Origin of the sequence: Cellulomonas algicola, assembly GCF_019024305.1 — a bacterium.
GTDB lineage: Bacteria > Actinomycetota > Actinomycetes > Actinomycetales > Cellulomonadaceae > Cellulomonas > Cellulomonas algicola.
Map to the genome: position 1 here is coordinate 341,604 of NZ_JAHKSJ010000006.1, position 23,431 is coordinate 365,034.

General features: G+C 73.9%; 21 protein-coding genes. 17 read left to right on the forward strand and 4 right to left on the reverse strand.

Annotation, left to right across the window (positions count from 1 at the left end; translation table 11 throughout):
• Positions 1–7: 7 nt before the first annotated feature.
• From KOV94_RS05710 to KOV94_RS05720, 3 genes are all read left to right on the forward strand, one after another.
• Positions 8–631 carry a GNAT family N-acetyltransferase gene (locus tag KOV94_RS05710; protein WP_218051465.1) on the forward strand — a complete coding sequence of 208 codons (624 nt, stop codon included), beginning with the start codon at positions 8–10 and terminating at the stop codon, positions 629–631.
• Positions 628–1,119, forward strand: coding sequence for a GXWXG domain-containing protein (locus KOV94_RS05715; protein WP_218051466.1), 492 nt, complete (start codon positions 628–630; stop codon positions 1,117–1,119). The genes KOV94_RS05710 and KOV94_RS05715 overlap by 4 nt, the downstream gene beginning before the upstream one ends.
• A 181-nt stretch (positions 1,120–1,300) precedes the next feature.
• The gene (locus KOV94_RS05720) at positions 1,301–1,714 is read left to right on the forward strand and encodes a hypothetical protein (protein WP_124341722.1); all 414 of its coding nucleotides are present in this window, start codon (positions 1,301–1,303) and stop codon (positions 1,712–1,714) included.
• Between the two features lie 14 nt (positions 1,715–1,728).
• Here the strand turns inward: KOV94_RS05720 and KOV94_RS05725 are convergent, their stop codons facing one another.
• Positions 1,729–2,748 (reverse strand): zinc-dependent alcohol dehydrogenase family protein, encoded by a 1,020-nt coding sequence (locus KOV94_RS05725; protein WP_124341723.1) that lies wholly within the window; start codon positions 2,746–2,748, stop codon positions 1,729–1,731.
• Positions 2,749–2,900: 152 nt separating this feature from the next.
• Between KOV94_RS05725 and KOV94_RS05730 the strand changes: the two genes are divergently transcribed.
• The 5 genes from KOV94_RS05730 to KOV94_RS05750 all read left to right on the forward strand — a co-directional run bounded on the left by KOV94_RS05730 (position 2,901) and on the right by KOV94_RS05750 (position 5,830).
• Entirely contained in the window at positions 2,901–3,779 is an 879-nt protein-coding gene (locus KOV94_RS05730) for a helix-turn-helix transcriptional regulator (protein ID WP_124341724.1), read from the forward strand.
• A complete protein-coding gene (locus tag KOV94_RS05735) occupies positions 3,776–4,393 on the forward strand; it encodes a DapH/DapD/GlmU-related protein (protein WP_225916114.1) in 618 nt (205 codons plus the stop codon). Before KOV94_RS05730 ends, KOV94_RS05735 begins: the two co-directional genes overlap by 4 nt.
• Before the next feature lie 149 nt (positions 4,394–4,542).
• Positions 4,543–5,004 (forward strand): SRPBCC domain-containing protein, encoded by a 462-nt coding sequence (locus KOV94_RS05740; RefSeq protein ID WP_218051467.1) that lies wholly within the window; start codon positions 4,543–4,545, stop codon positions 5,002–5,004.
• Positions 5,001–5,339, forward strand: coding sequence for an ArsR/SmtB family transcription factor (locus KOV94_RS05745; RefSeq protein ID WP_218051468.1), 339 nt, complete (start codon positions 5,001–5,003; stop codon positions 5,337–5,339). The genes KOV94_RS05740 and KOV94_RS05745 overlap by 4 nt, the downstream gene beginning before the upstream one ends.
• Positions 5,336–5,830: an SRPBCC family protein gene (locus tag KOV94_RS05750; RefSeq protein WP_235843295.1), complete on the forward strand. Its 495-nt coding sequence runs from the start codon at positions 5,336–5,338 to the stop codon at positions 5,828–5,830. The genes KOV94_RS05745 and KOV94_RS05750 overlap by 4 nt, the downstream gene beginning before the upstream one ends.
• Positions 5,831–5,848: 18 nt before the next feature.
• On the opposite strand, the gene KOV94_RS05755 is transcribed toward KOV94_RS05750, so the two are convergent.
• A complete protein-coding gene (locus tag KOV94_RS05755; protein ID WP_124341727.1) occupies positions 5,849–6,268 on the reverse strand; it encodes a PPOX class F420-dependent oxidoreductase in 420 nt (139 codons plus the stop codon).
• A 132-nt stretch (positions 6,269–6,400) separates the two neighbouring features.
• Here KOV94_RS05755 and KOV94_RS05760 point away from each other — a divergent pair, with 132 nt between their 5' ends.
• The 5 genes from KOV94_RS05760 to KOV94_RS05780 all read left to right on the forward strand — a co-directional run bounded on the left by KOV94_RS05760 (position 6,401) and on the right by KOV94_RS05780 (position 15,815).
• Complete coding sequence (locus KOV94_RS05760; RefSeq protein ID WP_218051469.1) at positions 6,401–7,876, forward strand: hypothetical protein; 1,476 nt, start codon at positions 6,401–6,403, stop codon at positions 7,874–7,876.
• Between the two features lie 134 nt (positions 7,877–8,010).
• The gene (locus KOV94_RS05765; RefSeq protein WP_218051470.1) at positions 8,011–9,447 is read left to right on the forward strand and encodes a cellulase family glycosylhydrolase; all 1,437 of its coding nucleotides are present in this window, start codon (positions 8,011–8,013) and stop codon (positions 9,445–9,447) included.
• A gap of 188 nt (positions 9,448–9,635) precedes the next feature.
• Positions 9,636–10,883, forward strand: coding sequence for an MFS transporter (locus KOV94_RS05770; protein WP_218051471.1), 1,248 nt, complete (start codon positions 9,636–9,638; stop codon positions 10,881–10,883).
• A gap of 103 nt (positions 10,884–10,986) precedes the next feature.
• A complete protein-coding gene (locus KOV94_RS05775; protein ID WP_218051472.1) occupies positions 10,987–12,120 on the forward strand; it encodes a hypothetical protein in 1,134 nt (377 codons plus the stop codon).
• A gap of 347 nt (positions 12,121–12,467) precedes the next feature.
• Complete coding sequence (locus KOV94_RS05780) at positions 12,468–15,815, forward strand: discoidin domain-containing protein (protein WP_218051473.1); 3,348 nt, start codon at positions 12,468–12,470, stop codon at positions 15,813–15,815.
• Positions 15,816–15,884: 69 nt separating this feature from the next.
• On the opposite strand, the gene KOV94_RS05785 is transcribed toward KOV94_RS05780, so the two are convergent.
• On the reverse strand, positions 15,885–18,626 hold the full coding sequence (locus KOV94_RS05785) for a glycoside hydrolase family 3 C-terminal domain-containing protein (protein WP_218051474.1): 2,742 nt from the start codon (positions 18,624–18,626) through the stop codon (positions 15,885–15,887).
• 217 nt (positions 18,627–18,843) lie between these two features.
• On the reverse strand, positions 18,844–19,272 hold the full coding sequence (locus KOV94_RS05790; RefSeq protein ID WP_218051475.1) for a DUF6314 family protein: 429 nt from the start codon (positions 19,270–19,272) through the stop codon (positions 18,844–18,846).
• A 127-nt stretch (positions 19,273–19,399) separates the two neighbouring features.
• Between KOV94_RS05790 and KOV94_RS05795 the strand changes: the two genes are divergently transcribed.
• The 4 genes from KOV94_RS05795 (at position 19,400) to KOV94_RS05810 (ending at position 23,392) form a co-directional block, all read left to right on the forward strand.
• Positions 19,400–21,652 (forward strand): carbon starvation CstA family protein, encoded by a 2,253-nt coding sequence (locus KOV94_RS05795; RefSeq protein WP_218051476.1) that lies wholly within the window; start codon positions 19,400–19,402, stop codon positions 21,650–21,652.
• The gene (locus KOV94_RS05800) at positions 21,649–21,879 is read left to right on the forward strand and encodes a YbdD/YjiX family protein (RefSeq protein WP_162353835.1); all 231 of its coding nucleotides are present in this window, start codon (positions 21,649–21,651) and stop codon (positions 21,877–21,879) included. Before KOV94_RS05795 ends, KOV94_RS05800 begins: the two co-directional genes overlap by 4 nt.
• Positions 21,880–22,032: 153 nt before the next feature.
• Positions 22,033–22,662, forward strand: coding sequence for a DinB family protein (locus KOV94_RS05805; RefSeq protein ID WP_124341156.1), 630 nt, complete (start codon positions 22,033–22,035; stop codon positions 22,660–22,662).
• 274 nt (positions 22,663–22,936) lie between these two features.
• Positions 22,937–23,392, forward strand: a complete 456-nt coding sequence (locus KOV94_RS05810) for a hypothetical protein (protein ID WP_124341157.1) — start codon at positions 22,937–22,939, stop codon at positions 23,390–23,392.
• The last annotated feature ends 39 nt before the right edge of the window (positions 23,393–23,431 follow it).

Here is a 23,431-nt window from a genome sequence, read left to right on the forward strand (position 1 = left end):
GGCCCGCATGACCGACCACGACGGACACGACGCGACGCGACACGACACGACGGCCCTCGGCACGAGCGGCCGCGGCACGACCGACGACCGCGCGACCGGCGTGCGCGTCCGGCCGGGTCGCGCCGACGACCTCTCCGCCCTCGCGCGGTTCGCCGGCTCGCCGGACCGCGCACGGTGGCGCGTCGACGAGGCGCGCGACGGCCGCGAGACGCTGCTCGTCGCCGAGGACGCCAGCGGTCCCGTCGGCACCGTCAGCGTCCGCTGGGACAACGACTGCGACCCGCCGCACCCCTGGATCTACGGGCTGCACGTCGACGCCGGACACCGCGGCCGCGGGGCGGGCGAGGGGCTCGTGCACGCCGCCGAGGACGCGGCACGCGACCGCGGCGCCGCCGCGTTGAGCCTCGACGCCGACCGCGACGACCCCGTCGTCGGCTGGTACGAACGTCGCGGCTACCGGCGCGTCCGCCCGCACGAGCACCGCTGGACCAGCGTCGACCCGCGGACCCGCCAGGTGACCGCGTCGGGGACCGCGGCGACGTGGGTGCTGCGCCGGTCGCTCGACGGGCACGACGCCGACACCCGTGCCCGCACGACCGACGCCGGCAGCGGCACCGGGGAGGCCTCGTGACGTCCGCGCTGGAGCGGTACGACGCCCTCCCGCCCGTCGCCACGACCGACCTGCGCGGCACGTGGCGCGGTGCGGGGATCCCCACCGGTCATCCGCTCGACGGCGTGCTCGAGCACCTCGGCTGGTTCGGCAAGAGGTTCGACGACGACGACACCGCGCACCCGCTGCTGTTCCGGTCGGGCCACGGCGTGGTGCGCGTCCACCCGGGCCTGGTCCCGTTCGGGCTCGTGCTGCGCGCCGCCCCGCTCCTGCGGACACCGCCCGCCGCCGCGGCGTTCGCGCTCGTGCGGCCGTTCGTCACGACGCGTCGCCCCCGCGCCCGGCTGCGCGAGGTGTGCTACCGCGGCGTCGTCTCGGCCGCGATGGTCTACGACGACCTGCCGATCGTCGACGCGTTCCGCGCCGACGACGACGGCTCCGTGGTCGGTGCGATGGACGCGCGCGGCATGGCCGAGCCCTACCTGTTCCGGCTCCGCCGGGTCCGCTGACCCGGGACGACGAGCGCAGCGGCGGCGCGGCGGCGGCGCGGCGGCGGCGCGGCGGCCTGCGACGCCTCGTCGGCGCCTGGGCACGCCGGATCCGCGGATGCGACGGGCCACGTCGAGTCGGCGGATGCGTCTGGGGACAAGTTGGACGGTGGTCGGCGTCGCGCGGCTACGGTCCCGTCCCGTGCAGCGACTCAACCCGCCCCCGAACTGGCCCGCCCCGCCCGCCGGCTGGACGCCTCCGTCCGGCTGGCAGCCCGACCCCGCGTGGGGCCCGCCGCCGGCGGGCTGGGACCTGTGGGTCTCCGACGACGGCGGCACCCGCCGCGACCGCCAGGCCGCGTTCGGCCCCGTGGGGATCGTGGCGGGCGCGCTCGTCGTCGTCCTGGTGCTCGCGCAGGCCGCGCTCGGGATCTTCTCCGCGCGGGCCATGGGCAGCGCGGTCGGGTCCGCCCTGCTGCCGTGGCTGATCGTGTCGCTCTCGGTCCGCTACTCCCGGCGTGAGTGGCGGTGGTGGGCGATCGTGCTCGTGTTCTTCGCCGTCTGGGTGGTGCTGCGGCTGGTCAGCGCTGCGGGCCAGGCCGCCGGGGGCACCTGACGGCGGGACCGCGGTCAGAACGTGAGCAGCACCTTGGTCGCACGGCGCTCGTCCATCGCCTGGTAGCCCTCGGCGGCCTTCTCGATCGGCAGGGTGAGGTCGAAGACCAGGCCGGGGTCGATCTCCCGGTCCCAGATGAGCCGGATCAGCTCGGGCAGGAACCGGCGCACGGGTGCGGGGCCGCCGTGCAGGTGCACGCCGGAGAAGAACAGCTCCTCGCCGGGCAGCGCGACGTCGTGCGAGACGCCGACGTACCCGACGTGACCGCCGGGCCGGGTCGAGCGGATCGCCTGCATCATCGACTCCTGCGTACCGACGGCCTCGATCGTGCTGTGCGCGCCGAGCCCGTCGGTGAGCTCCTTGATCCGTGCGACGCCCGCGTCGCCGCGCTCCTCGACGACGTCCGTGGCGCCGAACCGGCGCGCGAGCTCCTGCCGGTCCTCGTGCCGGGACATCGCGATGATCCGCTCGGCGCCGAGCTGCTTCGCGGCGAGCACGCCGAGCAGGCCGACGGCTCCGTCGCCGACGACGGCGACGGTCTTGCCCGGGCCGACCTCGGCGGCGACGGCCGCGAACCAGCCGGTGCCGAGCACGTCGGACGCCGCGAGCAGCGACGGGATCAGGTCGGGGTCCGGCATGCCGGGCGTGGCGACGAGGGTGCCGTCGGCCAGGGGGACGCGCACGTGCTCGGCCTGCGCACCGGGGAGGGCGCCGGGCTGCCGGTGCACGCAGTGGGTCTGGTAGCCGGCCTGGCAGATCGCGCACGTGTTGTCGGACGCGAAGAACGTGCCGACGACGAAGTCGCCGACCTTCACGTGCGTCACGGCGGAGCCGACCTCCTCGACGACGCCCACGTACTCGTGGCCCATCGGCTGGTGGTCGACCTGGTCGGTGCCGCGGTAGGGCCACAGGTCGGAGCCGCAGATGCAGGTCGCGGCGAGCCTCAGGATCGCGTCGGTCGGCTCGACGATCGTCGGCCGCTCGGTCTCGTCGACCCGGACGTCGCCCGGGGAGTGCATGACGACTGCACGCATGGTGGTGGTGCCTCTCTGTCGGGACTCTGTCGGGATGCGTCCAGCGAACCCGACCGGCGTCGACGCGAGGAGTCCCTGACGTGGGGTGTACCGGCGGTGCACCCCACGTCACGGCCTGTCTCGCGGGCGCGGTCCGGCCTACCGTCGGGAGCATGGACAACCGGTCGGACGTGCGCGAGTTCCTCATGTCGCGGCGCGCGAAGGTCAGCCCGGAGGCGGCGGGCGTCGTGGGCGGCGCGAACCGTCGCGTCCCCGGCCTGCGGCGCAGCGAGGTCGCCGCGCTGGCGGGCGTGAGCGTCGAGTACTACGCGAAGCTCGAGCGCGGGGCGATCGGCGGTGCGTCGGCGTCCGTCCTCGACGCGGTCGCGCGGGCGCTCATGCTCGACGACGCCGAGCGGGCGCACCTGTTCGACCTGGCCCGGGCCGCCGACGGCATCCCGTCGTCCGGACGCGTCCGCCGACGGACGACGCGCTCGACGACGCCCCGGCCGAGCCTGCAGTGGGCGCTCGCCGCGATCACCGACGGCGTCGCGTTCGTCCGCGACCAGCGGCAGGACCTGCTGGCGACCAACGCGCTCGGCCGCGCGTTCTACTCCCCCGTGATCGGCGACGGCGGCCGCACGCCCAACCTCGCCCGGTTCCAGTTCCTCGACCCGGCGGCGCGCGACTTCTACCCGGACTGGGACCTGTTCGCGGAGATGTGCGTCGCGATCATGCGCGCGGAGGCCGGGCGCGACCCGCACGACAAGGGCCTCCAGGACCTGGTCGGCGAGCTGTCGACCCGGAGCGAGACGTTCCGCCGGCTGTGGGGCGCGCACGACGTGCGGACGCACGGCGCGGGCACCAAGCGGTTCCACCACCCGGTCGTCGGCGAGCTCGTGCTCGCGTACGAGGAGCTCGCGATCACCGCCGAGCCGGGCCAGGTGCTCATGGTCTACACCGCGGAGCCGGGGTCGCCGTCGGCCGAGCGGCTGCGCCTGCTCGCGTCGTGGGCGGCCGACCCGGTCCACGCGGCGACGCCGCCCGCATGACGCGCCCGCCCGCCGACGAGGAGACGCCCGTGGACCTGCAGGACTTCCTCGACCACGTCGGGGCACGCCGGCTGCTCGAGGCCGGCTCGCCCGCGCACGCCTTCCTGCACGACGCCGCCCAGGAGGCGATGCGCGTCGGTGCCGAGCTCAACACCGGGTACCGGACGCCCGACGACGTGCGCGCGCTTCTGTCCCGCCTCACCGGCCGCCCGGTGCACGAGTCCGTGACGCTCTTCCCGCCGTTCCACTGCGAGTTCGGCAAGAACCTGACGCTCGGGCGGGACGTCTTCGTCAACATGGGCTGCCGCTTCCAGGACGCGGGCGGCATCTCCGTCGGCGACGGCTCCCTGATCGGTCACGGCTGCACCGTGGTCACGTTGAACCACGCTTCCGACCCGGCCCGTCGGGGCGACATGCTCCCCGCACCCGTGGTGATCGGGCGCAAGGTGTGGCTCGGCGCCGCGGTCACCGTCGTGCCGGGCGTGACGATCGGCGACGGCGCGATCGTCGGCGCGGGCGCGGTCGTCACGAGGGACGTGCCGCCCGACACGGTCGTCGCGGGCGTGCCGGCGCGCGTCCTGCGGCCGACGGGCTTCTGCTCCACCGACGGCTGACGCCTCACGTCGGACCCCCGGCACGCGAGGCCCGACGCCCGGTGCGTCGGGGACGGCTGCGCCGACCAATTCGCAACCGATGGTTGCGTTGGGCCCCCGCCGGGTCTACCGTCATACGCAACCAATCGTTGCGAACAACGGGAGAAGCCATGGAGTTCGGCAGCATCGAGCGCGAGATCCACGTCGACGCGGCACCGGAGGTCGTGTTCGAGGTGCTCAGCAGCCCGGAGCACATCCGGGACTGGTGGAACGGCGCGGAGACCGACCTCTCCGCCGAACCCGGCAGCGGGACCGAGGTCGTGTGGGGACGCGGCACCGCCGACGAGCACGTCGAGCCGCTCACCGTCGTCGCGGCCGACCCGCCGCGGCTCTTCTCGTTCCGCTGGGTGCCCGACGACGCCGACGACCCCGTCGCTGCCGCGCTGCTCGTGACCTTCGAGCTCGTGCCCGCCGGGTCCGGGACGCTGCTGCGGCTCACCGAGACCGGCTTCCGCGAGAAGGGCTGGGAGGCCGCCGTCATGGAGGCCGCCTACGCCGACCACGTCAACGGCTGGGACGTGTTCGTCCCCGCCATCGCGGCGCACGCCGAACGGCTGGTCGCGACGCGATGAGCACGGCCGTCGACGACGACCTCTGGTCGGCGGTCGGGGACCCGACGCGTCGCCGCATGATCGACCTCCTGCTCACCGACGGACCGGGCACCGCGACCTCGCTCAGCGAGCGCCTGCCCGTGACGCGGCAGGCCGTCGCCAAGCACCTCGTCGTGCTCGACCGCGTGGGGCTCGTGCGCGTCACGCCCGCCGGGCGCGAGCGGCGCTACGAGGTCGACGAGGCCCAGCTCGCCCGTGCTGTCGCCCAGCTCGCCGACGTGGGCCAGGCCTGGGACGCCCGGCTCCAGCGCATCAAGCGGATCGCCGAGGCGATCGCACGCAGCCAGAAGAAGTGACCGGTACCCCGAGGAGAACCGGCACCGAGCAGAAGGAAGGGTTCGAGATGGTGGACATCATCCACAGGGTCGGCATGCGATCGGCCGCCCTGGACGACGTGTACGCGGCACTCACCACGATCGACGGTCTGTCGGGCTGGTGGACGACCGACACGACCGGCGACCCGGACGTCGGCGGGCTGCTGGCGTTCCGCTTCCCGCAGGGCGGCTTCGACATGGTCGTGCTCGAGTCCGAGCCGGGTCGGAAGGTCGTCTGGGAGGTCGTCGACGGTCCCGAGGAGTGGATCGGCACGACCGTGCGCTGGGAGCTCCGGCAGGACGGCGAGTACGTCATCGTGCTGTTCGCGCACGAGGGCTGGCGCGAGCCCGTCGAGTTCATGTCGCACTGCAGCACCAAGTGGGCCACGTTCCTGGTGAGCCTCAAGCAGCTCGTCGAGACCGGAGCAGGCGCCCCGGCACCCGACGACCTCGCGATCTCCGACTGGCACTGACCCGGGAGGGCCCGCCGGCTACGGGTGGACCGTGTGCGTCACGGGGTACCACGCGTCGCCGGCGGGCTCGCCGTCGAGGTTCCAGCTCCACGACTCGGTCGGTCGCACCCGCACGTACCAGCCGGGCCCGATCATCCCGGCCCGCTCGACGGGGTCGTCGGCGACGCCGTAGACGCGCACGCCGCGGGCCGTGAACGGGTCCATCGACGGCACGTCGTCGAAGACGATCGCGACGCGGCGCCGGCCCGCGAGCACGTGGCGGACCTTGCGCGTCCGCAGGACCGCCTCACCGCCCCCGAACCAGAACGCCTCCCCGTCGAACTCGCACGCGACCGGCACGACGTCCGGCTGGTCCTGCTCGCCGACGGTCGCGACGCGTGCGACCGGGTGGTCGCGCAGGTAGGCGACCTCCTGCGGGGTGAAGGCGGTGCCGTCCATCGTCCCTCCCGGGGTGTCGGTGCCCGAAGGTGCAGCGTCGTCGCGGTGAAGCCTTTCGGTCGGCCGACGGGCGCGCTCGGCCGGGTCCCACGCCCCTAGTGTGCGCACCACGCCGACACCCGGGAGGGCTCGATGACGAGACGGACGCGGTTCGGACTGACCGTCGGGGCGGTCGCGGTGCTCACGATGCTGCTGCCCGCGCCTGCGTGGGCCGGCGACGTGCAGCGTGAGGAGTTCACGCGCCCGCCCGCCGACCCGTGGCAGGTGATCGGGTTCGGCGGGGACCCGGTCACGAGCACGCGCGGCGGCGCGATCACGATCGGCCGCGAGACGCTCGTGATGCTGCTCGAGACCGCGGGGACGTCGGAGTGGACCGGCGCGTCGGGGCGGCTCACCGGGTGGGACGTCGACGTCCGGATGCGGCTCGGCCGCGACGCGACGGGCGCGTGCCTCGACGAGGAGACGGGCACGCCGCCGCCGACGCTCCTGTGGGTCGGCGACACCATGGACCTGGTCCAGGTCGGCTTCGCACCCGGCGAGGTGTGCGTGCTCTACCCGTACGAGGACCGCCAGGTGATCCCGCTCGACACGCACCGCTGGCACCGGTACCACCTCGAGGCGCGCGGCCAGCAGGTCCGGCTGACGGTCGACGGCCGCACGGTGCTGGACCGGACGTTCACGGGACGCGGCGCGGGGACGGTCGGGCTGGGGTTCGAGACGTACCGGGGCTCGTCCACGTGGGACTACGTCCGGTACGACACCGCCCCCGGCCGCCCGTGCACGATCCGCGGCACCGACGGGCCCGACGCCCTGACGGGCACACCGGACGCGGACGTCATCTGCGCCGGCGCGGGCGACGACCGCGTCTCGGGTCTCGGCGGCGACGACGTGCTGATCGGGGGCGACGGCGACGACGTGCTGCTCGGCGGCGGCGGCCACGACCTGCTGCAGGGCGGCTGGGGTGCCGACGTGCTCGACGCGGGCGCGGACAGCGGCCGGTCCGAGGGCGGTCAGGGCGGCGACCGCTTCGTCCTGGGGGCGGCCCCCGACGGTGCGCACCAGGTCGTCGGCGGTCCCGGGCACGACGTCGCGGACTACGGCGCGCGCTCGGCGCCGGTCACCGTGACGCTCGACGGCTTCGGCGGCGACGGGTCGGCCGGCGAGGGTGACGCCGTGGGTGCGCCGCCGCCGTGGAACGCGTCGCCCGACGTCGAGGAGGTGCGCGGCGGTGCGGGCGACGACGTCCTGACGGGCTCGCCGTGGCGGGACGCGCTCGTCGGCGGCCTCGGTGCCGACCTGCTGCGCGGACTGGGTGACGCGGACACGCTGCGCGGCGCCGACGGCGTCGAGGGCAACGACCGGCTCGACGGCGGCGACGGCGCCGACACGTGCACGGCCGACCCGCTCGACGTGCTGACGTCGTGCAACGACCGGTACCCGCCGTACCCGACACCGACGCCGATGCCCACCCAGTCCGGCACACCGACCCCGGCCCCGACCGCGACGACGTCCGGCGGCGCGGCGCCCGGACCGTCCGGCGGCGTGTCGCGCATCGGGCCCGCGCGCGTCCTGCCGACCGTCGCACCCCTGTCACCCGACCGTGGCTGAAACGTTTACCTCACGTCCGGACGGGCCGCCGCTGTAGCGGTCAAGCGCTGACGGGCGCACCCTCCTCACGAGCGGTCGCGCACCTCGCCGGTGGACGACGCGCCGCCCAGCACCCACCACGCACGAGGAGCTCCATGTCCCAGCGCACGAGAGTCGCCGCGCTGCTGTCCGCGGCCGTGCTCGCCATGTCGGGGATCAGCGCGATCACCGCCATGTCGGCACAGGCCGCCGCCGGCTGCAAGGTCGACTACCAGATCACGAACCAGTGGAACCCCGGCTTCGGGGCCAACGTCACCGTCACCAACCTCGGCGACCCGGTGTCGTCGTGGACCGTCGGCTGGACGTTCCCGTCGGGCCAGAAGGTCACGCAGGCCTGGAACGCCGACGTCACGCAGTCCGGCAGCGCCGTCACCGCACGCAACGTCGCGTGGAACGGCGCGGTCCGCACGGGCGGCACCGCGAGCTTCGGCTTCAACGGCACGTGGAGCGGGTCGAACGCCGTCCCGACGCAGTTCACGCTCAACGGCGTCGCCTGCACCGGCTCCACGACCGGGACCCCGACGCCCACGACGTCGCCCACCCAGAGCCCGACGCCGACCCCCACGCAGACCACGACTCCCCCGCCGCCGACGGGGACGACGCCCGTCGCGATCAACGGCCAGCTGCGCGTCTGCGGCGTCAACCTCTGCAACCAGTACGGCAAGCCGATCCAGCTCCGCGGCGTCAGCACGCACGGGCTGCAGTGGTTCGCGAAGTGCTACAACACCGCGTCGCTCGACACCCTCGCGAACGACTGGAAGGCCGACGTCCTGCGCATCGCGATGTACGTCAACGAGGACGGCTACGTCACCGACCCGGCCGGCTTCACGTCGCGCGTCAACAGCCTCGTCGACCAGGCCGAGCAGCGCGGGATGTACTCGATCATCGACTTCCACACGCTCACGCCGGGCGACCCGAACGTGAACCTCGAGAACGCGAAGACGTTCTTCCGCAACGTCGCGAGCCGGAACGCGGCCAAGACGAACGTCATCTACGAGATCGCGAACGAGCCGAACGGCGTCTCGTGGGAGCAGATCCGCACCTACGCCAACCAGGTCATCCCGATCATCCGGGCCGCCGACCCCGACGCCGTGATCCTGGTCGGCACGCGCGGCTGGTCGTCGCTCGGCGTGTCCAACGGGTCGAGCTCGGCGGAGATCGTCGCGAACCCGCTGTCGTTCCCGAACATCATGTACACCTTCCACTTCTATGCGGCGTCCCACCTGGACAACTACCGCGCCGAGGTGCGCAACGCCGCCGGAAGGCTGCCGCTGTTCGTGTCCGAGTGGGGCACCACGAGCGCGACGGGCGGCGGCACGGTCGACATCCAGTCGTCCACCGCGTGGCTCGACCTGCTCGACTCGCTCAAGATCAGCCACGTCAACTGGACGTACTCCGACGCGAACGAGAGCAGCGCGGCCTTCCGGTCGGGCACCTGCTCGGGCTCGAGCTACGGCACGTCGCAGCTGTCGCAGTCCGGCCAGTTCGTCCGCAGCCGCATCGTGACGGCGGACAGCTTCCCGACCGGCTGACGCCGCACCACCGCACACCCGCCGCCCCTCGGAGATCCGCCTCCGGGGGGCGGCGGTGCCTCGTCGTCGTCCGTGCCGGCCCCGACCGTCGCGGACGCCCCACCCCACGGCGGCGTCGCGGTCCGCCGCGGCCCGACGCCGAGCGACGCCGGTTGTCGTGAACGGGCGTCCTCGCCCGTCACCCGGGCATGACCCTCGCCGTACCTCCCGCCGCGCACCGCGCCGCGGCTGCGCTGTTCCTCGTCAGCGGCCTGTCCTTCGGCGGCTTCGTCGTCCGCTCCGCCGCGCTCAAGGCCGAGCACGGCCTCGACGACCGCGCGTACGGGCTGACGAGCGTGCTGTTCGGCGCGGTCGCGATCGCCACCATGCAGGCGCTCGGCCCGCTCCTTCGCCGCGTCGGCCCGGAGTCCGTCGCCCGGGTCTCCGCCGTCGCGCTCCCCCTCACGGTCGCGCTGCTGGGCGCGATGCCGGGCACGGCCGCCTACCTCGCGGCGATCGCGGTCGTCGCCGCCGCCAACGGGGCGCTCGACGTCTCGATGAACGCCACCGCGGTCCGCGCCGAGCAGCGGATCGGCCGTCCGATCCTCAGCGGCTGCCACGCCGCGTGGAGCGTCGGGATCACGGTGGCGACGCTCGCCGGGACCGCGAGCATCGCCGCGGGGGTCCCGACCGTCGTCCACCTCGCCGTCGCCGCGTGCGTGGCGGCGCCCGTGGCGCTCGCCGCCGGGAGACGACTGCCCGTGGCGGTCGAGGGAGCCGAGGCGGGCGGGCCGCAGCGCGGGAGCGACCCGGCGACGGACGCCCCGGCGTCGCGGTCGACCGACGGTCCCACGGGTCGACCGGTCCGCAAGCCGCGGTCTACCTGGTCCCCGGCGTTCGCGCGCGTGGCCGTCGTGGGCGTGGTCCTCATGGTCGCCGAGGGCGCCGCGCTCGCGTGGGGTGCGGTCCTGCTGCACGAGCAGCGAGGCGCGTCGCTCGCCGTCGCCGCAGCGGCGACCACCGCCTTCACCGCGGCCCAGACCCTCGGCCGCCTCGTCGGCGACCGACTGCGCACCGTATGGGGCGACCCGCGGCTCTTCCGACGCGGTGCGGTGGTCGGTGCGTGCGGGCTCGCGCTCGGCGTCGTCGCGCCGGACCCCGCGTTCGCGGTCGCCGGGTTCGCGCTGCTTGGCCTCGGTGGCGCGACGCTCGTGCCGATCGCGTACGCGGAGACCGGCCGCCTCGACCCGAGCGGGCAGTCCGCCTCCCGCCTCTCGGTCTTCGTCTACGCCGGAGTCCTCGCCGGTCCGGCGGCGATCGGACTGGTCGCCGGGGGCGCGGGCCTCGTGGCGGCCGTCGCGCTCGTCGCTCCCCTGCTCGCGGCGTCCGCGCTCGTCCTGCCCCGGTCGTCGACGCGACGCACGACCGCGCCCAGCGCGAGCGCCCCGACACCGTGAGTCGCGGTGCGGCGCGACGCACGCACCGCGAGCGGGAAGACCGCGTGCGGCATCGGGGTGAATGCCGTCGCCCCCGCCCGTGGGGGCACGTGAGACTGCGCGGGTGACGAGCGAGGAGTGGGCGGACCCGGGCTCCTTGCTCGGGCGCCTACGGCGTGGACGCGGCCTCGGTCACCGCGAGGCGATCGCCACGGTCGGTGCCGAGACGCTCGTGCTCGAGTGCCTCCGGCACGAGCCGCGGTGGGATCCCCAGGTCGACGAACGCGGCGAGTACTACGCGCGACTGGTGCTGCGGCTCGGCATCCCCGTCCACGCGATCCCGTTCGACCGCGACGACCCCGACGTCACCCGCGGCGTGCCGTTCGAGGTCCTGGTCGCGCTCGCGTCCGAGGGCTCGGCGGCTGCGGCGGCCGTCCTGCACACCTACTTCGAGTCGGCGGACGAGCCGGACTGGGGGGCCGTCGACGACGTCTGGCGAGACGGAGGCCCGGCGGCGCGGGACGGGCTCGTGGACGTCGTCCTCGGACGGATCGGCGACGCCGACCTCGCGGCGGTCGTCACGCGGTTCGAAGGCGGGCCGTGGGCCGCGTGGGCCGAGCACCCGCGGGTCGCCGTCGCGCTCGCCCGGGAGGTGCGCGAGCCGTGGCGCCGCCCCGACCTGGGCGACCGCACCACCGCGGAGCTCCACGACATCGCACTGGGGCCGGTGACCGGCGAGCGTCGCTGGGCGTCCGACGAGCTCGCCCGGCGGGGCGACCTCATCCTGCTGGACCTCGCCGAGCGCACCGACCTGCGCGACGGCAACGGGGCGATGCCGTGGCTCGGGTCGTCCGTCGTCCGGCTCGGCGGCGCGGCGCTCCCCCGAGCACGGGCCTGGGCGCGCGGTGACGACGAGTGGCTGCGGCACCTCGGACGACGGGTCGTCGGCGCGCACGGCACCGCCGCGGACGCGGACGACGTCCTCGCCTGGTTCGAGGCGGCCGTGTCCGTGGAGGACTGGTGCGCGACCGAGGGGTTCGCCGAGTGCCTCGGGCGGCTCCGGCACGTCCCGTCGGCGGTGCCGATCAGGCACGCGTGGGAGGTCACGCCGCACTCGCTCGCACGCACCCGCTACCTGCCCGCGCTCGTCGCGATCGACGGCGGCGCCTCGGAGGTCGACGAGGCCGTCGACGACTGCGAGAGCCTGACCCGGAGGGCCGCGCGCGCGGCGATGAAGCGCGTCAGCAGCGGCGGCTGACGCTTGGCGCGCGTCGGAGTCACGGCGTGCTGTCGTCGTTGGCGCCGAGACCTTGACTGCGAGTCGGGCACGTTCGTATCGTCTGCTCACGACGTCGCAAGAACTTGACATGCGCGTGCACAAAGTTGTGCGGAAGGTCGCAACACGCGTATCGAGGCGTCGGGCCGCTGCCTGCGCACTCAGCGGTCGCTCCTGGTCCACCACTGAACGCCGTGCACGTGCCGGCGGGGTCAGCGACCCCGCGACGCGTCCGGGGAGCACGCGGCCGACGACGACCGCGACGCGCCCGGCCGCACCCACGCGCTCGGCCCGGACCCGCCGCTGAGGCGGGAGAACGAGGACGACCCATGAGAAGGAACGTCAGGCACGCGGTCGTGGCGCTCGCCACGGCGGCGCTCGTCGCACCGCTCGGCCTCGCGCTCGTCGCGCAGGGCGCCGCCGCGGCACCCGTCAACCTCGCCGCGGGCAAGCCCGCGACGGCCAGCAGCACGACCGACGTCTACGGCGCCGGCAACGTCACCGACGGCAACCAGGCCACGTACTGGGAGTCGACCAACAACCAGCTCCCGCAGTGGGTGCAGGTCGACCTGGGCGCCGCCGCCACGGTCACGGACCTCGCGCTGAAGCTGCCCACCTCCGGGTGGGGAGCGAGGACCCAGACGATCACCGTGCAGGGTTCGACCACCGGCTCGACCTTCACGACGCTCAAGGCGCAGGCCGCGTACACGTTCGCCCCGGCGTCCGGGAACACCGTCGCGGTGGACGTCACCGACACGTCGGTGCGGTTCGTGCGGCTCAGCATCTCGGCGAACACCGGCTGGCCCGCCGGGCAGCTCGCGGAGCTCGAGGTGTTCGGCACGGCGGACCCGACGCCCACCCCGACGACGCCCACGACCACCCCGCCGACCGGCAAGGACCTCGCCGCCGGACGGCCGGTCGTCGCGTCGTCGACCGAGTGGACGTACGTCGCCGGGAACACGGTCGACGGGTCGCTGAGCACCTACTGGGAGGGCGCGGGCGGGCAGTACCCGTCGACCCTCACCGTGAGCCTCGCGTCGGCGAGCCAGCTCTCGGGCGTCGTCGTGAAGCTCAACCCCGACGCGGCGTGGGGCAACCGGACGCAGACGTTCGAGGTGCAGGGTCGTACCGGGACGGGCGCGTTCACGACGCTCGCACCCTCGGCGGCCCGCGCGTTCAGCCCGTCGTCGGGCAACATCGTCACCGTCCCGGTGACCGGCACCGCGTCCGACGTGCGGCTCGTGTTCACGGGCAACACGGGGGCGGGCAACGGGCAGGTCGCCGAGCTGCAGGTGCTCGGCACGCCCGCGCCGAACCCGGACCTCACGGTCACGGGCGTGACGACGTCGCCCGTGAACCCGACGGAGTCGACGGCCGTCACGCTGAGCGCGACCGTCCGCAACGCCGGCACGGCCGCGTCGGCCGCGACCTCGGTCGCGTTCCAGGTCGACGGGCAGACGGCCGCCACCGCGTCGGTCGGCGCGATCGCCGCGGGCGCGACGGCCACCGTCACCGCGTCGATCGGCGCACGCGCCGCGGGCTCGTACACGGTGGGCGCGACCGCCGACCCGGCGAACACGGTCGTCGAGCAGGACGAGTCGAACAACGCGTACAGCAGCCCGACGAGGCTCGTCGTCGCGCCCGTCCCGACGTCCGACCTCGTCCCCGTCGTGAGCTGGAGCCCGGGCAACCCGGCGGCCGGCGCAGTCGTCACGTTCACCGGGGCGGTCGCGAACAACGGCAACGTCGCGACGTCGTCGGGCGCGCACGCGCTCACCGTGACGATCAAGGACTCGACCACGGGTGCCGTCGTGAAGACCCTCACCGGCTCGCCCAGCGGCGCGATCGCGGCGGGCGCGACGAGCGCCACGGTCAACCTCGGCACCTGGACCGCAGCGAACGGCACGTACACGGTGTCGAGCGCCGTCGCCGCCGACAGCACCGAGGTGCCCGGCAAGCAGGCCAACAACGTCGTGACCGGCGGGATCTACGTCGGCCGCGGCGCGCACCTGCCGTTCGACATGTACGAGGCGGAGGACGGCCGCACGGGCGGCGGCGCGGTGCTCGTCGGGCCCAACCGCACGGTCGGCGACCTCGCGGGCGAGGCGTCGGGGCGCCGGGCGGCGACGCTGTCCGCCACGGGCGCCTACGTCGAGTGGACGCTCAAGAACCCGACGAACACGCTGGTCACGCGCTTCTCGATCCCGGACAACGCCGCGGGGACCGGCCAGAACGGCAGCATCGACATCCTGGTCGACGGGACGTTCCTCAAGCGCCTCGACCTCACGTCGCGGTTCGCGTGGCTGTACGGCAACGAGACCAACCCGAACAACCAGCCGGGGTCCGGCGGGCCGCGGCACATCTACGACGAGGCGAGCACCCTGCTCGGCGCGACCGTGCCGGCCGGCGCGACCATCCGCCTCCAGCGCACCGCGAGCAACCCGCTCCCGGTCACGGTCGACTTCGTCAACACCGAGGTCGCGACGGCGAACCCGAACCCGAACCCCGCGCAGTACGTGCAGCCCACGGGCTTCACGCACCAGGCCGTGCAGGACGCGCTCGACAAGGTCCGCATGGACACGACGGGCGCGCTCAAGGGCGTCTACCTGCCGACCGGCGACTACAGCACGAGCAGCAAGTTCCAGGTGTACGGCAAGCCCGTCGACATCGTCGGCGCCGGACCCTGGTTCACACGGTTCTTCGCGCCGAGCGGGCAGGAGAACACCGACGTCGGCTTCCGGGCCGAGGCGTCGGCGAACGGCTCGAAGTGGCGCGGCTTCGCGTACTTCGGCAACTACACGTCGCGGATCGACGGGCCGGGCAAGGTCCTCGACTTCACGAACGTCGCGAACATGACGGTCGACGACCTGTGGGTCGAGCACATGATCTGCATGTTCTGGGCGTCCAACATGGACTCCTCGACGATCACGAGCTCGCGCATCCGGAACACGTTCGCCGACGGCATCAACATGACCAACGGGTCGGCGAACAACCGGGTCGCGAACATCGAGGCACGCGGCACGGGCGACGACTCGTTCGCGCTGTTCGCGGCAACCGACGCGGGCGGCACCGGCCAGACGGGCAACGTCTACGAGAACCTGACGTCGCTGGTCACGTGGCGGGCCGCGGGCCTGGCCGTCTACGGCGGGTACGGGAACACGTTCCGCAACATCTACATCGCGGACACCCTCGTGTACTCCGGCATCACGATCAGCTCGCTCGACTTCGGCTACCCGATGGACGAGTTCGGGTCCGCCGCGCCGACGAGCTTCCAGAACATCTCGATCGTGCGTGCCGGCGGGCACTTCTGGGGCAACCAGACGTTCCCCGCGATCTGGGTGTTCTCCGCGTCGAAGAAGTTCCAGGGGATCCGGGTGAGCGACGTCGACATCGTCGACCCGACCTACTCCGGGATCATGTTCCAGACGAACTACGTCGGGAACCAGCCGCAGAACCCGATCACCGACACGACGTTCACCAACGTGTCGATCACCGGGGCACGCAAGAGCGGCGACGCGTGGGACGCGAAGTCCGGGTTCGGCATCTGGGTCAACGAGATGCCCGAGGCCGGGCAGGGGCCCGCGGTCGGCTCCGCGACGTTCACGAACCTGCGGATGAGCGGGAACGCGCAGGACATCAGGAACACGACGTCGACGTTCACGATCACCCGCAACTGACGCCGACGCGCTGACCGCCCGGGCCGGCTCCCTCCCCGGCCCGGGCGGCTGCGTCGCTCGCAGGCGACGTCAGCGGACCAGCCCGTTGCTGATCCGCAACGTCCCCTCGAGGCGGATGTCCTGCGACGACGAGCCCACGTACACGGGCACGCTGCCGGTGGGCGTCTGCCAGCGGTCGCGGTCGACGTCCCAGTAGGACACCGACTCCGGGCTGAGCGTCACGGTGACCTGCTTGCGCTCACCGGGCGCCAGCGTCACCGTCTCCCACCCCGCGAGCACCTTCGGTGCGGTCTCGACGCGCCGGGTCGGCAGGTTGCCGACGTACACCTGGACGGTCTCCGTGCCGGCCACGGCACCGGTGTTGCGGACGGCGACCTTCACCTGCAACCGCGGCCCGTCGGCCTCGCCGCCGCCGTTGCTGACCGTCGTGCGCAGGTTCCGGTAGTCGAACGTCGTGTACGACAGACCGTGACCGAAGGGGTACTGCGGCGTGATGTCGTCCTCCTCGTAGCCGCGGTAGCCGACGTAGATGCCCTCGGAGAACTGCTGGTCCAGCCCCTCGCCGGGGTACTGCGCAGGTGCGCTGGTCGGCGTGCTCTCCTCGTCGACCGGGTACGTCACGGGCAGCCGCCCGGACGGGTTCACGTCGCCGAACAGGATCCGCGCGAGCGCGTTGCCCTGCTCCTGCCCGCCGAACCACGACTGCACGACGGCCGGCACGTCCTGGTCCCAGTCGGACGTCTGGACGACGCCCCCGGTGCTCAGCACGACGACCGTGCGCGGGTTGGCCGCGGCGACCTGCCGGATGAGCTCGACCTGGCCGTTCGGCAGGTCGAGATCGGGCTTGTCGCCACCCTCGGACGAGTAGTCGCGGACGACGACGACCGCCGCCTGCGCGTTCCTCGCCGCGTCGGCGGCCGCGACGGCCTGCGGCGCGACGACCCCCTCGGGCGGCGTCCACCCGAGCTGGAAGACCGCCCCGGCGTCGGTGCCGCCGGGGCCGTCGTTGACGAACTCGACGCGCAGGTCGCGCGCGACGCCCGCCTCGAGGTCCACGTCGGCGGTGGTCGTCGTCGGCGTCTCGGCGCCGCCCAGCGGGGTCGTGAGGACCGGCTCGTCGTCGAGGTGCACGACCGCGGTCCCCGTGGTCGTGACGGCGAGCTCGTACGTGCCGGTCGCCGGGGCCGTGAGCTGCCCGGTCCAGCGGATCGACGCGCCCATGTCACGCGTCTGCAGCGGGAAGTGCGGGGACTGCGCGTTGAAGCCCTCGAACAGGAAGAACCCCGCGTTGATCGCCGCGTACGGGTCGGTGCGGTCCGCGATGGTGTCGGTGAAGTCGTCGTTCGCGAAGTACTCGGCGCGCAGGCCGGCGCCGTCGCCGAGCGCCGACGTGAGGAAGTCCGACGGGATCGGGTCGGGGCCCGGGATCAGCGCCGCCGACGTCACGGGGTCGGACCCGGCCACGTGCGTCACCCGCACGCCCGCGCCGACGCGGTCCTGGATGCCCTGCAGCGGGCTGACCGTGGACGTGGGCTTGACGAGCGAGCTGCCACCGCCGGCGACGGTCGTGTCAGCGTCCGCGCCGATGACCGCGATCGAGCCGACCGCGCTCGTCAGCGGCAGCGCGGCGTCGTCGTTCTTGAGCAGGACCATCGCCCGCTCGGCGACCGACCGCGCGAACGCGCCGTGCTGCTGCTCGGGCAGCGCCTGGATCACCGGCGGGTGGTCGAACAGGCCGAGGCCGAACATCGGGCGCAGGATGCGCAGCACCGCGTCGTCGATCCGCGACACCGGCACCTGGCCGGCGCGGACCGCGTCGAGCAGCGGACCGCAGAAGTAGCAGGTCCCGGGCCCGACCTCGGGGGTCGTGTTGCCGGGCATCTCCTGGTCCAGGCCGCCGAGGACCGCCGGGACGGTGCTGTGCGTCGCGCCGTAGTCGCTCATGACCCAGCCCTCGAAGTCGAGCTGCGTCTTGAGGATCTGGTTGAGCAGCTCGTCGCTCTCGCACGCGAAGACGCCGTTCACCTTGTTGAACGCGCACATCGCCGACCCCGGACGACCCTCCTCGACGCCGATCGCGAAGGGCCGCGTGTAGACCTCCTGCAGCGTGCGCTCGTCGACGACCGCGTTGCCGCCGGAGAGCCGGTTCGCCTCCTGCGTGTACACGTTGTAGTGCTTGATGTCCGCGACGACGGGGTGCTGCTGGATGCCGCGGATGACGCCCGCGCCCATCGTCCCGGACAGCAGCGGGTCCTCGCCCAGCGCCTCGAACGCGCGCCCGGCCTGCGCGACCCGGGCGATGTCGACGGCGGGGGCGAGCAGCACGTTGTGGCCGGTCCGGAACGCCTCGTCGCCCGCGACGTCGCCGTACTGCTGCGCGAGCGAACGATCCCAGGTCGCCGCCAGGGCGATCGGCGCCGGCAGCTGCGTGGCGCGCTGCCCGTTCACGTCCGGGTTCGCGATGCGCACGCCCGCGGGCCCGTCGGCCATGGTCAGCGCCGGGATGCCGAGGCGTGGGATCGGGCCGTTGTAGAACCCGTAGTAGTTGTTGAGCTCGCCGTGCATCATGTCGACCTTCTCGTCGAGGGTCATCCGACGCAGCAGGTCCCGGGCGCGCTCGGTGTCGTCCTCCGACTCGTCCCACCACCACACGGGCGGGAAGGACTGGGGCCGGAGCTCGGCGGCGATCTGGGCCTCGCGGTCGAGGTCCGGTTCGGCGGCGGCGGCGGGCACCGTCGCGGCGATCAGGGCGGTCGCCGACAGGGCGACGGCCAGGCGCGTGCGGGCGCGCCGAAGGAAGGGTGCTGACATCGTGGGGCTCCCCTGCACTGACGGCCGCGGCGGTGAAGGCGGGCTTCTCTGCCCCCGGCTGCTGCACGGCCGCGTCCAGTAGGTCACCCGATCGAGAGGGCGTCAAGGGTGCGCGGCAGGCGTCCAGGTCAGAGCCGGACGGGCCGCCCGCCGCGCTCGGCGACGAGCGGCGCAGCGCATCCCGGACGGGCCGCCCCTGACGCCGTCGCGGCCGCCGTCAGGCGTCGTCGCGCAGCCGCCGGTACGTCGTCGTCAGCCGGTAGTCCTTGCGCGGCCCGACGGCGTGCCAGACCTCCTCGTAGGCGTCGTCGCCGACGAACCGGCCGGTCACCGTGTACGTGTCGTCGCCGCACCCGTGCACGCCGGACCACCGGTCGTCGAGCAGGTCGAAGCCGTAGAACGGCCGCCCGTCGCCGAACAGCACGTCGACCGACCCGCCGTCCCCGGCCTGCAGCAGCAGCCGTCGCGCCGCGGGCCGCTCGTCGCCGCCGAACGTCAGGACGCCCTCCTCGACGCACGCGAGCCCGCCCTCCTCCCTCGGCGCGAACGTCGCCGTGCCGCGGAACGTCCCGTCGAGGCCGGCGCGCGCGTCGGCGACGCCGCGGTCGACCGACCACGTCCCGGCGAACCTCGCGAGCACGTCCACGTCCGTGACGGTCTCACGACGCGCCCGTGCGCCGGAAGCACAGGGAGCCGGCCCGCCCGGTTGCGACCCGCGGCGCCGCGCGTAGCGTGCGTGCTGGTCGACGACGACGACGCCTGAGGGGGCCAGCATGGTCGCGCGCACCGAGGTCGAGCACGTCCGGACGGACCCTGGTCTCCCGCCGGTCGCGGTGGTCGAGCGCGGCCCGCTCCCCGCCTCGCGTCGCGCCGTCCTCACGGTGGTCGCCGTCGTCGGCGCCGTCGCCTGGTCGATCCTCGCGCTTGTCCGCGGCGAGCAGGTCAACGCCGTGTGGTTCGTGTTCGCGGCGGTCTGCACCTACGTCATCGCGTACCGGTTCTACGCGCGGCTCGTGGAGTCGAAGATCGTGCGCCCGCGCGACGACCGCGCCACGCCCGCCGAGCGGTACGACAACGCCAAGGACTTCATGCCGACGGACCGGCGCGTCCTGTTCGGGCACCACTTCGCGGCGATCGCCGGAGCCGGGCCGCTGGTCGGGCCCGTGCTGGCCGCGCAGATGGGCTACCTGCCGGGCACCGTGTGGATCATCGTGGGCTGCGTGCTGGGCGGTGCGGTCCAGGACTACCTGGTGCTCACGCTGTCCGTCCGGCGCCGCGGCCGCAGCCTCGGCCAGATGGCGCGCGACGAGCTCGGTCGGTTCGGCGGCGTCGCGGCGCTCGTCGCGGTGTTCGTCATCATGATCATCCTCATCGCGGTCCTCGCCCTGGTCGTCGTGAACGCGCTGGCCGCGAGCCCGTGGGGCGTGTTCTCGATCGCGATGACGATCCCGATCGCGCTGTTCATGGGCGCGTACCTGCGGTTCCTGCGGCCGGGCCGGGTGTCCGAGGTGACGATCATCGGCGTCGCGCTGCTGCTCCTCGCGATCGTCGCGGGCGGCTGGGTGGCCGAGACGGACTGGGGTCAGGACTGGTTCTCCCTGAGCCCCGTCGCGCTCGCGTGGTGGCTCGCCGCCTACGGGTTCGCCGCGTCCGTCCTGCCCGTGTGGCTGCTGCTCGCCCCGCGCGACTACCTCTCGACGTTCATGAAGGTCGGCACGATCGTCCTGCTCGCGGTGGGCATCCTGGTCGCGCGGCCCGAGGTCCAGGCGCCGGCGGTGTCCTCGTTCGCCCTGCGCGGCGACGGGCCCGTCTTCGCGGGTGCGCTGTTCCCGTTCCTGTTCATCACGATCGCGTGCGGCGCGCTGTCCGGGTTCCACTCGCTCATCGCGTCGGGCACGACGCCGAAGCTGCTCGAGAAGGAGAGCCAGGCGAAGCCGATCGGCTACGGCGGCATGCTCACCGAGTCGTTCGTGGCGATCATGGCCCTGGTCACCGCCGTGGTCATCGACCAGCACCTCTACTTCGTGATGAACGCGCCGGCGGGCGCGACCGGCGGGACGCCCGAGACGGCAGCGGCGTACGTCAACGGGCTGGGCCTGGGGGGCACGCCCATCACTGCGGGGGAGATCGAGAGCGCCGCGCAGTCCGTCGGGGAGGAGTCGATCGTCTCGCGCACGGGCGGCGCGCCGACGCTCGCGTTCGGCATGTCGCAGGTGCTCAGCACGGTCCTCGGCGGGTCCGGCCTCGCGGCCTTCTGGTACCACTTCGCGATCATGTTCGAGGCGCTGTTCATCCTCACGACGGTCGACGCGGGCACGCGCGTCGCGCGCTTCATGCTGTCCGACAGCCTGGGCAACGTCGGCGGGCCGCTGCGGCGCTTCCGCGACCCGTCGTGGCGCGTCGGCGCGTGGGTCTGCTCGGTCGTCGTCGTCGGCGCGTGGGGGGCGATCCTGCTGATGGGCGTCACCGACCCCCTCGGGGGGATCAACACGCTCTTCCCGCTGTTCGGCATCGCGAACCAGCTGCTCGCCGCGATCGCGCTCACGGTGGTGACCGTCGTGGTCGTCAAGAAGCGGCTGTACCGGTGGGTGTGGATCCCGGCCGTCCCGCTGGTGTGGGACCTCGCCGTGACGATGACCGCGTCGTACCAGAAGGTGTTCTCCGCCGAGCCCCGGATCGGCTACTGGGCCCAGCACCGGGCCTTCCAGGACGCGCGTGCCGCGGGCGACACGTCGTTCGGCGTCGCCACGTCCCCCGCCGAGATCGACGCCGTCATCCGCAACACCGCCGTCCAGGGCACCCTGTCGATCATCTTCGCGGTGCTCGTGATCGTCGTGGTGGTGGTCGGTGCGGTCGTCGTCGTGCGGTCCGTGCGCGCGGGCGGCCTGCCCACGACCGAGGAGCCCGACGAGCCGTCCCGCATCTTCGCGCCCCGCGGGATGGTGCCGACCGCAGCCGAGCGCGAGGTCGAGGAGCTGTGGGACGCGCACGCCCGCGCGGCGTCCGGGACGGGGACGCGGTCGTGACCGGGCGGGGCGCCACCGTCGGGGTCCGCGCGGTCGCGCGCGCCGTCACGCGCGTCGCCCGGGGGGTGCACTGGTACACGACGTCGCTCCTCGGGGACCGCGACTACGACCGCTACGTCGCGCACCTCGCGCGCGTGCACCCCGACGTCGTGCCGCCGTCGGCCGCGCAGTACTGGCGCACCCGCCACGCGGAGGCCGACACGCACCCCGGCGCGCGCTGCTGCTGACGCGCCGCTCCGGTCCGGTCCGGCCGGGGCCGGTCCGTCCAGCCCGGCCAGGCCTGGTCCGGTCCGGTCCGGTCCGGTCCGGTCCGGTCCGCCGAGCGTCGGACGACCGTCTCGGGCCGACGACAGCCGCCGTCTCGGGCCTAGCCTCGGGACATGGCCGACACCGGAGTCCCCGGCCGCCTCGCACCGCTCCTGTCGCAGTACGACTGGGCGTGCGAGCGGCTCCTCGCGCGCCTCACCGGACCCGACGCGGACAGCGGCGACGGCGAACGCGTCGCGGTCCCGCCGCTCACGGACGTCGAGTACCTGTGGGAGCCGGCACCGGGAGCCTGGTCGGTCCGGCGGAAGGTCGACGGGCCCGGACGCGGCGCGACCGTGCTGGTCGGCGCGGGCGAGTGGGGTCGCGACGGTGGCAGGCCGCACCCGTGGCCGCCGCCCCTGACGACGATCGCCTGGCGCATGGCGCACGTCGCCGAGATGCTCCTGCTCCGCGCCGAGTACACCGTCGGCAGCCGGCAGGGCTCCGAGGCGGACCTCGTGTACCCCGGCACGGCCGACGCCGCCGTCGACCTCCTCGCCCGCGGGGTGCGCGCGTGGCGCGAGGCGCTGGTCACCGCCGACGACGCCGCCCTCGACCAGGTAGGCCGCTGCACCTACCCCGACGGCGACGACGCCGAGCAGCCGTTCCTCGAGATCGTGTGGTGGGTCAACCAGGAGGTCCTGCACCACGGCGCCGAGATCGCCCTGCTCCGCGACCTGCACGGCGCGCTGCACACGGGCTGACCGTCCGACCGTCCTGCGACCGCCGGTGCGTCGACCGGTCGGACGACGCCCTGCGGCCCTTTGGGTCGACCGGTCGGAGGACGCCCTGCGGCCCTTTCGGTCGACCGGTCGGAGGACGCCCTGCAGCCCGTTCACCCGCACGACGCACGGGACCGGCCGCGACGGTCGACCGATCAGGGGAAAAGTGCGAAACGGACATCGCGTACCGTGGGAGCGCGTGCACACTCGGGGGAGCGACGCAGGACGGCGTCGGTCATCGACGCCAGGAGGACCCGTGCTCGGCATCCGCAGGACCCACGACGACCAGCCGCTCCCGGCGCACGGAGACGACTGGTCCGCGGACCGGCTGAGCGTCTTCCACCGCCGCCTCGCCGTCGCCGCGTCGGGCGCACCCTCGCCCGGCCAGGTCGACGCGCTGCTCGACGAGGTTCCCACGACCCCGCGCAACGTCGCCGCGCTGCTGGAGCACCTGGTCGACGAGCACGCGCGACGAGCCCGCGCCGCCGGGCGCTCGCGCGCCGTGGTGAGCGCGCCCCTGCCCGACGGCGCCGTCGCACGCGTCGGGCACCTGCTCGTCGTGCGCTGGCTCACGCGCCGCCAGGAGATGGGACGCCGGGTCATCCGCCGCGTCGCGCACTCCCCCGCCGCCGTCACCGCGCCGTCCGAGCGCACCGGCTGGCTGCTCGTCCGCCACCTGACGGACGGCCTCACGACACCGGCGCCGGCCTGACCGTCGACCCTCCGCGACGCAGGCCGGCGCCGGCACCCA

Coding starts and splice junctions, on each gene's coding strand:
- KOV94_RS05710 (WP_218051465.1), top strand. CDS start 8: ATGACCGACCACGACGGACACGACGCGACGCGACACGACACGACGGCC.
- KOV94_RS05725 (WP_124341723.1), bottom strand. CDS start 2,748: ATGCGTGCAGTCGTCATGCACTCCCCGGGCGACGTCCGGGTCGACGAG.
- KOV94_RS05730 (WP_124341724.1), top strand. CDS start 2,901: ATGGACAACCGGTCGGACGTGCGCGAGTTCCTCATGTCGCGGCGCGCG.
- KOV94_RS05735 (WP_225916114.1), top strand. CDS start 3,776: ATGACGCGCCCGCCCGCCGACGAGGAGACGCCCGTGGACCTGCAGGAC.
- KOV94_RS05740 (WP_218051467.1), top strand. CDS start 4,543: ATGGAGTTCGGCAGCATCGAGCGCGAGATCCACGTCGACGCGGCACCG.
- KOV94_RS05745 (WP_218051468.1), top strand. CDS start 5,001: ATGAGCACGGCCGTCGACGACGACCTCTGGTCGGCGGTCGGGGACCCG.
- KOV94_RS05755 (WP_124341727.1), bottom strand. CDS start 6,268: ATGGACGGCACCGCCTTCACCCCGCAGGAGGTCGCCTACCTGCGCGAC.
- KOV94_RS05760 (WP_218051469.1), top strand. CDS start 6,401: ATGACGAGACGGACGCGGTTCGGACTGACCGTCGGGGCGGTCGCGGTG.
- KOV94_RS05765 (WP_218051470.1), top strand. CDS start 8,011: ATGTCCCAGCGCACGAGAGTCGCCGCGCTGCTGTCCGCGGCCGTGCTC.
- KOV94_RS05770 (WP_218051471.1), top strand. CDS start 9,636: ATGACCCTCGCCGTACCTCCCGCCGCGCACCGCGCCGCGGCTGCGCTG.
- KOV94_RS05780 (WP_218051473.1), top strand. CDS start 12,468: ATGAGAAGGAACGTCAGGCACGCGGTCGTGGCGCTCGCCACGGCGGCG.
- KOV94_RS05785 (WP_218051474.1), bottom strand. CDS start 18,626: ATGTCAGCACCCTTCCTTCGGCGCGCCCGCACGCGCCTGGCCGTCGCC.
- KOV94_RS05795 (WP_218051476.1), top strand. CDS start 19,400: ATGGTCGCGCGCACCGAGGTCGAGCACGTCCGGACGGACCCTGGTCTC.
- KOV94_RS05805 (WP_124341156.1), top strand. CDS start 22,033: ATGGCCGACACCGGAGTCCCCGGCCGCCTCGCACCGCTCCTGTCGCAG.